The sequence below is a fragment of the Microbulbifer sp. CnH-101-G genome, assembly GCF_052466775.1.
Map to the genome: position 1 here is coordinate 2419569 of NZ_CP174292.1, position 14977 is coordinate 2434545.

Sequence of the window (14977 nt, forward strand, 5' to 3'; positions counted from 1 at the left end):
TATCCTTCCCGAAAATTAACCCGTTGCCAAATTACCACTGAGCGGTACTTGGCGCGCCGCCTTGGCTTTACGATAACGCTTATCCGCTACGGCAATGCTGCCACCGATGGCCATTAACAGGGCACCCAGCCAGATCCATACCACAAAGGCCTTGTACTGCAGGCGCACTGCCCAATCACCACTGGGATTGCTGCGATCTATCGGCTCACCCAGAGCAACATAGATATCGCGGAACAAGCCGGTGTCGATAGCCGCTTCGGTCATGGTATTTCCGCCAGAGAAATAATTGCGCTTCTGCGGTAACAACTCTGCAACCGGCTTGCCGTTCTTGCTAACGTGGACCACTCCCTCGAAAGCGCGGTAATTTGGCCCCTGTGCCAGCCGCACCCCTCCGAAGTCAAAGTCATAGCCAGCTACCTGATAGCTGTCACCAGCCCCCATACGCAGATCTTCTTCCACGCTGTACACGGTCGTTAATACAACCCCCAGCACTGCCACCGCCAAGCCTATATGGGCGAGATGCATACCGTAGTAACTGGCGCGTTGACGCTTGAGGCCGGCGAAAAAAGATTTGGCATTGCGAGTTTTGGAAACAATATCCGCAAGGCTCGCACAAAAAACCCAGGCGCCGATAAAAATACCGAGCACCGCACCCCAGTGATAGTGATCAAATGCCAGAGGCCAGACCAATGCCACCACCAGAGCAGCCAGGAATGGCAAACGCCAAGTACTGAGGAGCTTGTCCCAGCGGCTGTCTTTCCAGTTCGCATGCACCCCCATCCCCAGCAGCAGGCAAAGCACCACCATCAAGGGTACAAAGAAGAGGTTGAAGAAGGGAGGACCAACACTGATTTTGCCCATATTCAAGGCATCTGCCACCAACGGATATAAAGTGCCGGTCAACACCATCGCCATAATCAGGATGAGCAATACATTGTTGCCGAGCAGGAAGGTCTCCAATGAACGGAAAGAGAACACGCTGCGGGCGCTGACCGATGGCGCGCGCAGGGCAAACAATAAGAGGGAGAAGCCCACAATCACCGCTAAGAACCCAAGGATAAAGCTACCCCTCAGTGGGTCGGTAGCGAAGGCATGCACCGAAGTAATCACCCCGGAACGCACCAGGAAGGTACCCAATAGGCTTAAGCTAAAGGCGAAAATCGCCAACAAAATAGTCCAGCTCTTAAACAAGCCGCGCTTTTCCGTAACCGCCAATGAGTGCATCAGTGCCGTGCCAACCAACCAAGGCATGAGCGAGGCATTTTCAACCGGGTCCCAGAACCACCAGCCGCCCCAGCCCAGCTCGTAATAGGCCCACCAACTGCCCAGAGCGATACCGAGGGTGAGAAAAGCCCAGGCGACTACCGTCCAGGGTCTGGCCCAACGGGCCCAAACCGCATCCAAATGCCCGCCCAACAACGCAGCTATGGCGAAAGCGAAGGCGACAGAGAATCCCACGTAGCCCATATACAATAGAGGCGGGTGGAAAATCATCCCTGGATCCTGCAGTAACGGATTCAGGTCGGAACCCTCCATCGGCGGGAATGGCAAAGTGCGATCGAAGGGATTAGACGTCAATATAATAAAGAGGAAAAAGCCGATCAGTACTATGCCCAGCACTGAAAGCACCCGCGCTAACAGCTCCGGCGGCAACTGGCGGCCAAATAGCGCCACAGCCGCAGCCCAGCCTGCCTGGATCAACAGCCACAGCAGAATAGAGCCCTCGTGACCACCCCACACCGCGGTGACCTTATAGTAAATCGGGAGAATACTGTTGGAGTTCTGCGCTACATAGTTAACGGTGAAGTCGCTCTGGATAAAAGCAACTGTCAGGCAGACATAAGCGATAAAGACAAACCCAAAAACGCCCAAGGCCAATGGCCTGGCGGCCTCCATCCACAGGGGGCGCGCACTATAACTGCCTGCTATTGGCAATATCGAAAGCGCAAAAGCCAGCAGCAGGCCGACTATCAGCGCAAAATGGCCCAGTTCAGGGATCATATTTTCGCTCCATCGGTGCAGCCTTCGTGGGAAACCATACTTTCCGCAACTTCAGGAGGCGTATAGTTTTCATCGTGCTTGGCCAATACCTGATCGGCACGCAAGACACCACTGGGCATCAGCTGCCCGCTAATCACCGCGGCCTCACCCTCAGCAAACAGGTCCGGCAGTATTTTATCGAACACCACCGCCAGCTCTGCCTCACCATCGGTAATAACAAACTGTACATCCAGGCTGTCTTCCGTGCGCTGTACACTACCCGGCACGACACAACCACCGGCGCGAATGCGTTTCTCAAACGGCACTTCTCCAGCGGCAAAGGCGCTGGGAGCATAGAAATAATCCATATTTTCTCGCATCGCATAGGTGACAAAACCCACTGCGGCACTGGACAGAGCGACCAGAACAAGTACCAGGATCAGACGTTGCTTGCGTACGGGATGCATTGTTTAGTGAACTCCATAAGTTTTTGATCTTATCTGCCCAGTCGCAGTAGCCACCGGGCGAAAAACCCTATCGATTACTGCAAGGCCCGAGCCTATGCAGGCTCTTCCATATCCGCTTGTTGCGCTCTGGCCCTGCGGCGGCGCTGCTCAATACGCTGTTGGTTGTGTAGTTCCCGCTGCAGGCGACGTCGCGCCAAACGCGGGTAGAGAGCCAGGGCTGCCAGGGCGGCAAAAGTGACAGCGTAGGAAACCCACACATAAATACCGTGGCCATCCATCGCTAAAAATTCTGCAAAGTTGGCGAATTGAAACTGCACTTTACTTCTCCCCAACTAATTCCTGCTGCACCCATTGGGTTTTCATCTCGCGGCGTAGTATCAAGGCGCGAGTATGCGTAAGCAGGGTCCAGGCATAGGTACAATAAAAACCGGCAATCATTACCAGCAGCGGATAGAACATACTGGGGTCAATACTACTGGATTCCGTCAGGCGGATAGTCGCCGGCTGATGCAAGGTAAACCACCAATCCACCGACTTGTAGATAATCGGAATATTCACCGTGCCCACCAGGGCCAAGAGCGCGCTGGCCTTATCGGCCACCTGCTCGCGACTGACCGCCTGCGACAAGGCCATCACACCGATATATAAAAACAGCAGGATCAGCATTGAGGTAATCCTGGCATCCCAAACCCAGTAGGTACCCCAAGTGGGCTTGCCCCAGACCGCGCCAGTAAAGAGGGATATAAAGGTGAGTACCGCGCCGATTGGAGCTGCTGCGCGCATCACCGCGAAGGAGAGTTTCATCTTCCAGATAAGGCCTATGGCGCCGCTGATCGCCATAATGTAGTAGCCAGCCAGCGCCAAAAAGGCCGCCGGCACATGGATAAAGATGATGCGGTAACTATTGCCCTGCTTGGCATCCTCGGGTGCAAACCCCAAGCCCCATACCGACCCCGTCACCAGCAAAACAACGCTGGCCAGTGCCAGCCAGGGTAACCAACCACTGGTTTTTTGATAGAACCAACGGGGTGAGCCCAAACGGTGAAACCATTGCCAAGCCAAGAAGACCTCCGAATCAATTATCCAGGCTGATACGTATTGCCCCCGCAGCAGCCAGTGGTGCCAGGGCTGCGGCAGCGGCCAGCAGAGCAGCCAGAATCGCCAGCTGCGCACTATAGGCATAGCCATCAATTGCCGCCTGCACCGCGCCGGTGCCGAAGATTAGCACGGGCACATACAGGGGCATAACAATTAGCGCCAGCAACAGCCCCGGGCGACGCAGGGCCACAGTGAGCGCCGCACCGATGGCGCCGATCAAACTGAGGCTCGCAGTCCCCAGAAATAGCGACACAAATAGACACAGATAGCCCTCAGTGGGCAAATTCAGCATCAACGCCAATAGCGGCGATAACAGTGCCAGCGGTAAGCCAGTTGCAATCCAGTGCACCAGGGATTTCGCCAATACGGCGAAATACAGGGGCTGGGGCAACAGTGCCAACTGCTCCAAAGTGCCATCTTCAAAATCCCCACGGAACAAGCTCTCCTGGGAGAGCATGGTGGCTAGCAGCGCCATTACCCAGATCATGCCTGGCGCCATTTTCGCCAACAGTTCGGGCTCTGGTCCCACACCTAAAGGCAAAAGAGCGAGGACCGTTACAAAAAATAATAGTGGGTTGGCAATATCTGCTCGCTTGCGCAGTGCAAGGAGCATTTCAATTTTAAAGAGCGCCGCGAAACCAGGGGTTGCGCGGGCTCCAACAACTGGTGGTTGGACATCAGTTAAAGACATGCTCTCCCCCAATATCGCTAAAAGATTCCTCGACCAAAAAGTCAGACAGGTCGACGAAATTCAGCCCAGGTAGATTCAAAGGCTGGTGGGAGGTTAGAAGGAGAGATCCACCGCTCTCGAGGTGGTTAGCCATTTGTTTTTCCAGTGCCGCAACACCGGTGACATCCAAAGCGGTCAGGGGCTCATCGAGAATCCACAAACAGGGCGACTGGGGAAGAAATAGACGCGCCAGCGCCACACGACGGTTCTGGCCCGCCGATAAACTGCTGCACAGAGACCCTTCGAAACCGAAAAGATCTACCTTATCTAGGGCCTCCATCGCCGAGGCCTCTGAAGCCCCATACCAGGCGAGGTTCTCCAGAGGGGTAAGCCCTCCCCGTACCCCGCCGCGATGACCGATATACACCAGGGATTCGCGCATAGCGCGTAAACCTTTAGGAAAGGGATTATCGCGCCAGAGGATCTCTCCACTGAAGTCACTGGTACTGCCAATCAAAGTGCGCAGCAGTGTGGTCTTGCCCGCACCATTGCTTCCTTTAACCTGGATTGCCCCGCCGGCATTCAGTGAGAAATCAAGGCCCTCAAACAAGCGGCGGCCATCTCGCTCACAGGCGAGGTCGCGCACTTGCAATACAACTGGGGACTTGGTAGTCACAGACATTGCTTGGATAAAACCGCTCTGACGAAAATCTGAACGGCATTATACCGGCACTTGTGCTAATTGCATGATATTCAACACCCACGATCTCCTCTAATTTGATCTCAAACAGAAATCCTAGGGAATTCAGCTGGTTTTTGTACGCCAGTATTGGCGCCATGCTCAAGCTCTGATATTTTCGTGGGGGTTGTGAGTTGGTACCCAGTACCTAACCCCGTATGGATTCGGGGGAACTCAGTAGTCGACATCAACAGAAACTTTTGATGTGACTCGGTGTTGAACGAAAACACCGAACCTGCCTGTAAGGACGCACAATAATGACTAGCCTTGCTGTGGACGCCCGTCGCTGGCTCGATGCCAGCGCCATAAGCGGTGAAGATACCCTGATCAATCGCCAACCTTTCCCATTTTTTGTTGCCCGCGACGTTTTAACCACCGAGATGATGCCCTCATTTCTGAAGGACTTTCCCCACCTCAAAGGAGCCGGCTACCTACCCTATGAAAAGCACGAGTGTGGCGATTCCATCAACACTCTGATCGAAGAGTTTACCCATCCAGAATTCGCCGATGCCATTGGGGAGAACCTGGGCATAGAAAAACTCTCCCAATACCCAACTTATGTCTCCATCAGTCGCTCCTTGAAAAAACGTCACGGCAGAATTCATACCGATGGAAAATCGAAAATAGCCACTGCCCTGCTCTACCTCAATCCAGAGTGGACGCTTGATGGCAACGGCTGCCTACGTTTTCTAAGGCGCATCGATGACTTTGAGGATACCGTCGCACCAGAAATCCCCCCATCTTATGGAACACTCGCCGCCTTTAAGCGCGCGGACAACTCCTTCCACGGCCACCTCCCCTTTGAAGGCCAGCGTCTGGTTATCCAGGTTGCCTGGCTGGTGAGCGCTGCCGACAAGGAGCGTAAGGCTAAACGAGGAAAGTTCTCTTACAAACTCAAGCAATTAATGGGCTGGCTTGGCGGTAAGCAGAAAGAAGATAAGGAAGATACCATTACCCAAATGTGAATTTTGCAGACTATTGAATATTGGCCTAGATATTCAGGCTGCTTGTAAATCACACGCCGCACCGGCCACTGGCTGGTGCACCTCCTCCAATCCCGTCGAACACTTATTCTTTGCCAGTTTTAAAAAACGAACACAAGAGAGGATTTGGGGAACCTAGAGTTTCTAAAATTTCTATTGATGAATTTTCTTCGCTCAAAAAAGTAATTGGCAGACTTACTAAGAGGGACTCAAAGAAATATTTACAACGCTGGCCTTACCCTTGTAACCCCACTCTAAAAAGAGTAAATCGAGCGCTGCTAACAAGAGAAAAAGAAGCTTCTGATTTAGGTGTGCGGTGTGCGGTGTGCGGTGTGCGCCAGCTGATATCTGTAAACCATCTGCATCAACCTGACAAACACCGCACTATTCTAAAACTATTGGTTATTTATTTTAAAATTAGGCATCAAAGTCGTAATCCATTAATTCGCGACTTAAGCGTCTTTCCTCCAGTTTATCCTCCACCATGCGACGCGCATCGCGAGGTGGCTGGGATGTGGCTTGCCTTAGTACTTCTGTTGCAATTTGTGGAATATCCACATTATCAAAAACCATGTGCTTTTCGTTTACGTTAACGCCCATACGAAACTCCATAATCTTGATCCGTGAAAGCAGAAACATCCTTATCGCACTTTACGGTGCAGTGGCAGATTAGCGATGCCGAACAATCCTGGTCAAGCAGAAATTTACAAGGGAACTATGACAGATTTGCTGCAGGCTCTTAGAAAATTCCGCCAAGCAAAACCATCCCTGAATTACCCAGCTCAAGGTTACGAACCTAACAATATTCAAGGAAAAGATTAGGAAGAGTTATCAAAATGAATGCATAGAAGAAGAGCGGGAAATGCAGTAACTCTGCCGATGGCATGTTACTTCAGGTGACAAGAAACAATGCCTAAGGAGGCTTAGAGAAAAATGAGGGAGTCCCTAGAAATTGCCAGAAGCTAAAACACGACATGACATTTGTTGCTGTAAGGGATAGAATGGCCGCCCTTCGCAGCTAGCTGCAACCCGCCCCCGTCGGTTAACAGGATAAACCACGGACCTCCTAAGTCCGGACTGGTGGTTCGAGTCCACCCGGGGGCGCCATTGATAACTCCTTCTATCTCAACCAAGTCCTTACGTGCTTCTACCAGTTTATAAAGCAAACGCTTTAGCCGAATGCATAAACAGCGCTAGAAAAAGTCCCGCCAGAAGAAGAAGGCCCCAAATCATTCTGGCCGAGCGGTTTATATTCCTACCCCGCTTCGCATGATCCCTCGCCACTTTCGCCATAACTCAACTCCCTTTATTCCGCGCTATCGGGCAACAATAGCAGTTTCACTCCCAAGCAGCATAAAAAATCAACACTATACATAGAAGCTAGCCTGAGCTTCGCTCAAAACAAACAAAGCCCGAGTAGAGCCGGGCTTTGTTTGTTTTATTTGATCCGAAGCAGCTACTGGTTCTGTTGTTGCTTCTGCATATTATTGTTGCCGCTGCCGTCATTAGTGCCATTGGGGGTTGTGCCTGGATTAGTCGTGCCGTTCGGGCTGGTACCTGTATTATTAGTACCACTACCACCCTGCATATTCATCATCTTATCGGACTTGTCCTTGCCGTGATGACGCCCCATTTTGTGCCACTCATCCTTAAATTTGGTCCAGAAGGACTCTTTGGGCGCTTTGGTGCAAGCCGTAATAATCATCGGCGTCACCTTTTCAGTGCCATCGATATCCAACATATCCCCCTCTTCCTTACCGCGCTTTGAATAAGCCGCAGCCCAGTACACCGCTTTTGGCTTGAACTCATCGTCGATGGCCAGGAAATCTGCACAGGTCCAGTCCTTTGCCGGCTTCTTGGGGTGTTTATCCGCCAAGGCAGCAGAAGCAGCAAGACTGGCAATTACCAAAGGAAGGATGTAATGCGTGCTTTTCACAGTAAAATCTCCAAGGTTTTCAGGGGCATTACCCCACGAATTGACTCCAGGTAATATGCAATCCGCTCGCTTCCCAGGAGCTAGCGAAACAAGACCAATTGGTCACCGAAAGTAATCTCTCAGCTGGGCCCAACTCTATTAACTGGCCAATGCTTAAACCGGCCTCTATACAGCTCCCTGACAGCGGAAACGCTAGCCAGCGGTCCATTCAAAAGACTACCTGACCCAATGAAAGAATAGACGCATTTTTCATTTTTAGCGTATTTTTCGAAATACTGGTATCACCAGCCCTCAGCCCATCGACGATGGCTTTACTACCGCTTGGCCACCACTGCTCCCCCCCAATCCTTGCTCTCATTTTCACGCCCAAGTAAAGAAGTACCGATCCAAACAAACCAGACTATCTGGCTAATCCCGAATATTTCCGTAAAGGTTTCACTGGGATAAATAGTGGCAATTCCTGCAATACCCACGAAGATGCCAAGACAATTCAGGTACCTTGAGAATACCCCCGACTGTAAAGCTACGATACTAACCAGCAGCACCCAGAGCCCACCGACCAATTCATTACCCCCACCCAGGCTTTCAACCATCAGATAAATAATTCCCCAGGCATCAAAGGCCTTCTCCGGATTGGCATCCATTAGACCGATCACATAAGCGAGCCCAATATTTGCGATCATGCCGCTAGCAATCACCAATCCCACCCAGATTGCCCCAAACAGCGACGCCAAAATGGTGAGTCCAGCATTTTTATTTTTTAACTCTTCATATAAACCTACTACCAAACACCCCAACAAGACAGCAAAGACTAAATACATCAATGTGTACACAATATTAAAAAGTAATTGGTTTTCCTCCAAAAACCTCATCTTTTCAACAGGGCTTCCGGCGGACGGGAAAGCCCAAAATAAACCAAAAAATATAAAAGCAGCGATATAGATTAGCCCCATACCTATGGCCGAAACTCCTGCAATTCTATTCATGCCTCCTCCTCTAACTAAAAACTGATTTAAGGAATTACTTTACCAATTTATGATGTCTAACGGACCAAGAATATCTTCAATTATGCAGCCTTCAATAACCACTACCACAATCACCAGCGCACTAGAAGTTCAAGTGATCGCAGAACCTAGCCTTTTAGCCAAAGGTAGAAGGTGTCCCTTATCACTAGACTGACATTAATGTCAGAATTCTTGGAGAACCACAAAGGGGCTTTTATTGATAGCCGCAATACCACTCGGATACAGCAACCAGCTACTAGCAAAAAAATAGCCAACCGAGAAAGTAAGTGGAACATTGGAAATTTAAAAAAGAAGAAAGGGGTTCTATAGCAAAACCAGCAATCTTGAAGCAAGATAATTTGATTACAAGTTATCACACGCAACATAAGAAATTATTTCATAGCAAGCCAGCAAACAGTGGCTTGCTATGAAGTGTACCTCTCAATTTTTACTGAGCGAGCCTGTACTTTCTAGCAATAGCCCTGAACTGCTGCATATAAATGGTTCGAGCGGGCTGATAAGGAGGTAACCACTCATCAGGCCCTCGGCCATTCCGGCTCAGGCCATGCCCTTTGCCAACCAACCAGGTGTTGGCCGGGTCTTCAGCAAAGACCCTACGTTGATTACTACTCCAGCCCCTACCGCCATGACGAAGAGCCCACGACTCAGGAATAACTGGCTCAACATCCAGATCGGAAGCCTGTTGGATAAACTTGCCGCTATAGGGATCCATCCACAAACCAGAGACCACCTTGCAGCCATCTCCTCCGCCCAGTCTGACTGGAGCCAGGGAAAGGCGGACTAACAACTTATGCCGATTGCTTTCACAATCCTCTGAGGCCTCCCCTTCTTTAGGCCCCACCAAATCGGATGGCGATTGCAATGTACCCTCATTGCAACCAACAATTACAAATATCAATACCATGCATATAAGACGTAAAAACATCAAAAAAAACCCGAAAAAGCAACAACACTTCTAAACGTTTATTCTAATATGTATACAAGTTTCTGATAAGCCAACCCTCCATCAAAACCTAAAGTTGCAGTTAAAATATTCCACCACCCTCCATTACCCCACCCAAAACACCCTTGATGTAGTTAATCCTTCCACCAAACTTAATTACCTCAACTTCCCTCTCAGATAAGTCATTCCTTAACCATATCGTTTTATTCCGGCTAAGGTTCTTAAGCTCCAAATACGTATTGTCACCAGTGAGACTCGCAAGATCAAAAAACTGAAGCCTATCCCCCTCACAAAAAAACTGATAATCACTCTCATTCCCCATGGTCAATATCAATACTCCGTGATCAATAAGGTTTTTCCTATAGGGCAAAGTAACACTTTTAGCGATAACGCAACGAACACCTAAATAGCGCAAAGTAATTGCCGCATGTTCTCGTCCAGATCCGTACCCCAAATTGTGCCCCGCTACAAGAAATAGGTCCTCTTCAATTTCTCTCGCTCGCTCATAAAAGGAATTATCAATTCTGGAAAAGGTATGGCGACTCAATTCTGGGATATTTGACCACATTGGCAATACCTCAGCACCAGCGGGAATAATGTCATCCGTAGTGACATTATCCTCTACTTTCAAAATAACCGGCCCATCAATCACGCTAAGCATCTTCTCCATAACTGGCAGCTTTTTAATGTTGGGCCCTTTTTTTAACTCCACTTTTACAGGAATTTCTTGCGGGGCCCCCATCAGCGGCCGCATATCCAACAAGGTTTCCGGCTCTTCATAAACGGGATATTCCATATCCATTTCTCTTGGGTCTGTAATTTTCCCAGTGAGCGCACTTACAGTAGCGGTTTCTGGGCTGCACAAATAAACCTGGTCCTCTTTGGTTCCTGAGCGGCCAGGGAAGTTGCGCGGTACCGTTCTGAGGCTATTATGACCACTCGCCGGGGCCTGCCCCATCCCAATACAACCACCACAACCGGTATCATGTAAGCTAGCACCCGCCCCTATTAACCTCTCGAGATCACCGCTCTGGATCAGACCATGTAACACTTGGCGCGAGGAGGGGTTTATATCGAAAGACATATTATCTGGCACATGACGACCACTCACTATTAATGCCGGTATAGAGAAGTCACGTAATCCGGGGTTTGCAGAAGACCCTATATAGCTCTGGGAGACTGGTCTGCCGCTAACTTCTTTAACTTTCACCACCTTATCTGGTCGCGAAGGGCAAGCAATCATTGGCTCAAGCTCGGACAGATCAATAAAGGCCTCTTCATCATAAGTAGCACCTTCATCAGCGCTCAGCTCCGTAAAATCTTCCTCTCTAGACTGCTGGCGAAGAAAAAATCTAACCTGATCATCAGCCGGGAAAACACTGGTTATAGCCCCCATCTCATGCCCCATATTGGCAATAACATGCCGATCCATAGCAGTCAGATTTTTTAATCCGGGTCCGTGATATTCAACAATCTTATTCCAACAGCCACTTACGGTGTATCTACGTAAAAGCTCCAAGATAATATCTTTTGCACTTACCCATGACTGCAGATTACCCTCCAAATACACCCCTAAAACTTTCGGCATGACCAAGGTGAGTGGACACCCTATCATCGCCAAAGCAATCTCAATTCCCCCTGCGCCCATTGCCAGCATGGAAAGTGAACCTGCAGCACAGGTATGACTATCAGCTCCAAGCATTGTTTTGCCAGGAATACCAAAACAAGACATATGTACAGGGTGACTAATTCCGTTTCCGGGGCGCGAATACCAAAGTCCAAATTTTCGACAGGCGCTCTCCAGGAAAACGTGATCATCCCCATTTCTGTGGTCTGCCTTCAAAATGTTGTGATCTACATACTGCGCACAAAGCTCAGCTTTTACAGATCTAGCCCCCAAAGCCTCAAGCTCTAGCATGACTAATGTACCCGTGGCATCCTCACTGAGAACCTGATCAATTTTGAGCTGCAAAACCTCCCCTGGAAAAATTTTTCCACTAATCAAATGACTCTCAATCAACTTTTCAGCAAGATTTAACCTGCTCAAACCACCACCCGCTTTAGAGAAGACTAATTGGAATTAACAAAAGCACTCTAATTTGATATTAATCTGCTTAAATAGAAATTAGCAGTTTTAGAAAAACCAAGAAAAATGAGAATTTTTAATAATATTAAAAATATGAACCATTTGAAACTTTCAAACTAAAATTACGAATATAACAACCCACTTGAAAGCTATCATCTAGAACCAAAATCCAACAAATAGGCATTGTAAGCACAAAACCAATATACAGCTTCATTCAATTAAAACCACCAGCATTCATGAACGGGATCAAAAATAGAAAACCATTACAACGCCGCCCTTAAACCCTTAAACCCTTAAACCCTTAAACCCTTAAACCCTTAAACCCTTAAACCTATAAAAAGCCTCAATAAACTTCCACTTCTCAACTTAAGAAAAAGGATCATTATTCCACTTAACCTTAATAAGAATAGTTATAAATAATCCAACCCCAAGAAGAACAAGCGTTCAACTGCTGGCGCACAATGAACTTGAAAGAGCCTAAAAATCAATGTTATAAAAAAAATCTTTAGGTAGGCTGATCAGCCAACTAGCAAATGACAAAAAATGAAAGAATCCAACACAAGCTCGGTATCTAAACCAAGAGCTAAGAGCACCCCCCTACATTCTTATCGAATATACAATCACTAATGCATATTAAGTCATACTGAAGATATCCCACCAACAGAAGTGAATTGCCGTTTCGCCAGCCGCTTAATGGTACCTGGATACACTTCTGCTACTATTGGCTGAAATAGTGCACAACTATCATTTGAGATTTTAAGAAATTTTTTTTACCCTAGATTTCCACACACATTTAATCAGAGTCTCAATTTTTAACTTAACGAGGATTATTATATTGAATTTTTGCAGCTTACTAGCTTTGCCCTGATGCTACTTTTAATGGGATGCTCTTCAGAAAACTCTGGAGACCCTAACCCTGACGTAGGCTCAGATAAGAATAAACATGGATGTATAGCTTCAGCTGGCTACCTTTGGTGCGCAAAAACAAAATCGTGTGAACGCCCATGGGAGCTGGCAGAGAAGGTTGATTTTCTGAACACACCAGATAACTTTGAAGAATATTGTGGTAAGCAAGATTCAAAGTAAAATATTTTCTGCCACTCAATGTTACGCCAAGGTTTATTTCTTTAATCTCTTAAGCCACCAACCAAGACAAACATCTCTACTGGTGTAAGCAGGTTAGGTAATAAACCTGTTGTAGCCTCTACACCTATTGGGAGTTTCACACTCACAGGGAATTGGCTTGTATTTTGTGCCAGCCTGCTCAATCTGGAACTGAGCCACCCATTGAATGACTGTGACACCAAGCTAAACAAATTATAGTGTCTGGAGGGTAGTACTCTGTGTATTCCTGATCGATAGGGTTGTCCTTGTGACACATGATCCCTATAGCCTAATGGCTGTAGCCGCAGGTCCTTCGGAAAAGGCTCTAGACCACATCCGCACCAACCAAAGTTTTGCTTTTTTATAATTATGGTTGCTTAGTCTTCCAATTGTTGATTATTTTCTGTGTTGCCTCAAAGAATTCACCTAACCCATCTTTAGCCAGACTCAGCTTGCAGAGCTTTCAGCCTGCTTAGCGAATTTACCCCTATAACTGGTTCGCCTTTCCACTAACCCCCTCTCTCAATCAACCGCTCTAATTTGCTATCAAAGCACTGGAGGCTGATTCGAATATCATCTTTGCATTCGGCTATGTATTGTTGCTTCAAGGCGCACATAGCAGATTCATACTTTATTGCCTGGGTGTTGGAGGTTATTCCTTTCTCGACATCATAACCCCGTATGAACAAGCCAGCCACCAATAAAATAATTTTGACTATCTGGCTAATCGATATGCTTTTGCCAGGATGTTAATGCTCTGCCACTAGGGCCATAAGCTTTACCAAGTAGAATCAATTTTCTACGAAACTTGATTGATAAAGGGGTTGCTTTGAAAACAAAAGAGGCTTCTATTACAGGACCTTAAGTGCCCACATTTCGACAGCTCTCACTTAAAAAAAGACCAAAATCTATAAATTTATACCCAAAACTTAAAATCAGCGAAGCAATATCCAAGTAGACTATTCATGTTAGAGCAAGGTTTTTACAGTTAAAGTGAAAGTCAATTCTTGCCACCTAGTTGTGCTTTACAAAGAGAGTTACTATGCCATTCGTTGAACCATGGAGAAGATACTGTTCCGGAGACTTTTTTTATGGATTTTCTGGAAGTAGAGCGAGGCTAATTCAACAGCTAACGCAAAGAACCATGCAGGATTTTGCCAGCAAAAATACGGTCGCATGGCTTGATCAATTGTTAACCGGTACTGCTGTGCACGATTGTCATTACTTAAATGAAGACTTTAATAATTTCTGTCGCAGTAAAGAGAAATATAAATGTGTTGTATCGGATGATTCAAATATAGAGCCACCCCAAACAGGGGAGGAATCTGTAGATAACAAAAGGTTCAGAAGAAAGAGTAAAGCTGGAATCGAGTTTTTAGTAAAACACCATCACTTTATACATTTTGCGATAGACTATGATATGGACTGGAATGCTGTAATTACCAAACCCGGACAAGGCGACGGTATGGTAGAAGCAAAATTTCCATTTAAAAGAAAAACAATGTATCAGTACGACTTCGGTGAAGGGTTAAAAAACCGTGTCATTACATATGCAGAAATAAGATTCATCTATAGAAACAGGAATGATACAGATTTCATGAAACGAATACAGTTTTGGTTTCAAGATGCCGCTAACTCTGATAGCGCGTTCAGTCCTGAAGCCCCTCCCTGGGAAAGATACCCTGAAATCTGGAAAGACTATAACCCAAAAAGTGAAGCTTGATTAGTTGACAACCATTAAAAATCACTATTTATAGTTTGTCCGTCTGAGTACCATGCGTTTTGTCATATGAACGCATGGCACCTATACCGAGCATGGCCGTTATCATTAAGAACAGCGCACCAGTTTCTAGTACTGGCGGTGGAGTCACCCCTGTAAATATTAAGCCTTTAGCGCTGTAGATAGCCCAGACCCAACACAGCAATGGATATAAAACAAACTGATA

The 14977-nt window shown here is 47.5% G+C and carries 14 protein-coding genes and 1 tRNA gene; 4 read left to right on the top strand and 11 right to left on the bottom strand.

Annotation, left to right across the window (positions count from 1 at the left end; all coding sequences use genetic code 11):
- Positions 1-15 precede the first annotated feature (15 nt).
- The 6 genes from ACJJID_RS10520 to ccmA form a co-directional block, all read right to left on the bottom strand.
- The gene (locus ACJJID_RS10520; RefSeq protein WP_444919449.1) at positions 16-2001 is read right to left on the bottom strand and encodes a heme lyase CcmF/NrfE family subunit; all 1986 of its coding nucleotides are present in this window, start codon (positions 1999-2001) and stop codon (positions 16-18) included.
- Positions 1998-2447 carry a cytochrome c maturation protein CcmE gene (ccmE, locus tag ACJJID_RS10525; protein ID WP_152454150.1) on the bottom strand — a complete coding sequence of 150 codons (450 nt, stop codon included), beginning with the start codon at positions 2445-2447 and terminating at the stop codon, positions 1998-2000. Before ccmE ends, ACJJID_RS10520 begins: the two co-directional genes overlap by 4 nt.
- A gap of 92 nt (positions 2448-2539) precedes the next feature.
- On the bottom strand, positions 2540-2764 hold the full coding sequence (ccmD, locus tag ACJJID_RS10530; RefSeq protein WP_444919450.1) for a heme exporter protein CcmD: 225 nt from the start codon (positions 2762-2764) through the stop codon (positions 2540-2542).
- A gap of 1 nt (position 2765) precedes the next feature.
- Entirely contained in the window at positions 2766-3509 is a 744-nt protein-coding gene (locus ACJJID_RS10535; protein WP_444919451.1) for a heme ABC transporter permease, read from the bottom strand.
- A 13-nt stretch (positions 3510-3522) separates the two neighbouring features.
- Entirely contained in the window at positions 3523-4236 is a 714-nt protein-coding gene (gene ccmB / locus ACJJID_RS10540) for a heme exporter protein CcmB (protein WP_444919452.1), read from the bottom strand.
- Positions 4223-4891 carry a cytochrome c biogenesis heme-transporting ATPase CcmA gene (gene ccmA, locus ACJJID_RS10545; RefSeq protein ID WP_444919453.1) on the bottom strand — a complete coding sequence of 223 codons (669 nt, stop codon included), beginning with the start codon at positions 4889-4891 and terminating at the stop codon, positions 4223-4225. Before ccmA ends, ccmB begins: the two co-directional genes overlap by 14 nt.
- A gap of 320 nt (positions 4892-5211) precedes the next feature.
- On the opposite strand from ccmA, the gene ACJJID_RS10550 reads away from it, so the two are divergent.
- The gene (locus tag ACJJID_RS10550) at positions 5212-5919 is read left to right on the top strand and encodes a 2OG-Fe(II) oxygenase (RefSeq protein WP_444919454.1); all 708 of its coding nucleotides are present in this window, start codon (positions 5212-5214) and stop codon (positions 5917-5919) included.
- Positions 5920-6354: 435 nt separating this feature from the next.
- On the opposite strand, the gene ACJJID_RS10555 is transcribed toward ACJJID_RS10550, so the two are convergent.
- Positions 6355-6537 carry a PA3496 family putative envelope integrity protein gene (locus ACJJID_RS10555; RefSeq protein ID WP_152454156.1) on the bottom strand — a complete coding sequence of 61 codons (183 nt, stop codon included), beginning with the start codon at positions 6535-6537 and terminating at the stop codon, positions 6355-6357.
- 75 nt (positions 6538-6612) lie between these two features.
- Between ACJJID_RS10555 and ACJJID_RS10560 the strand changes: the two genes are divergently transcribed.
- Positions 6613-6759, top strand: a complete 147-nt coding sequence (locus ACJJID_RS10560) for a hypothetical protein (RefSeq protein ID WP_444919455.1) — start codon at positions 6613-6615, stop codon at positions 6757-6759.
- 209 nt (positions 6760-6968) lie between these two features.
- Positions 6969-7044 (top strand) — tRNA-Arg (locus tag ACJJID_RS10565).
- Between the two features lie 349 nt (positions 7045-7393).
- Here the strand turns inward: ACJJID_RS10565 and hdeA are convergent.
- From hdeA to ACJJID_RS10585, 4 genes are all read right to left on the bottom strand, one after another.
- Positions 7394-7873 (bottom strand): acid-activated periplasmic chaperone HdeA, encoded by a 480-nt coding sequence (gene hdeA, locus ACJJID_RS10570; RefSeq protein ID WP_444919456.1) that lies wholly within the window; start codon positions 7871-7873, stop codon positions 7394-7396.
- 314 nt (positions 7874-8187) lie between these two features.
- A complete protein-coding gene (locus ACJJID_RS10575) occupies positions 8188-8859 on the bottom strand; it encodes a hypothetical protein (RefSeq protein ID WP_444919457.1) in 672 nt (223 codons plus the stop codon).
- Positions 8860-9325: 466 nt separating this feature from the next.
- Positions 9326-9760 carry an HNH endonuclease gene (locus tag ACJJID_RS10580; protein ID WP_444919458.1) on the bottom strand — a complete coding sequence of 145 codons (435 nt, stop codon included), beginning with the start codon at positions 9758-9760 and terminating at the stop codon, positions 9326-9328.
- Positions 9761-9923: 163 nt separating this feature from the next.
- Positions 9924-11888, bottom strand: a complete 1965-nt coding sequence (locus ACJJID_RS10585) for an aconitate hydratase (protein WP_444919459.1) — start codon at positions 11886-11888, stop codon at positions 9924-9926.
- 2185 nt (positions 11889-14073) lie between these two features.
- Here ACJJID_RS10585 and ACJJID_RS10590 point away from each other — a divergent pair.
- Complete coding sequence (locus tag ACJJID_RS10590; RefSeq protein ID WP_444919460.1) at positions 14074-14754, top strand: hypothetical protein; 681 nt, start codon at positions 14074-14076, stop codon at positions 14752-14754.
- Positions 14755-14977: the final 223 nt, after the last annotated feature.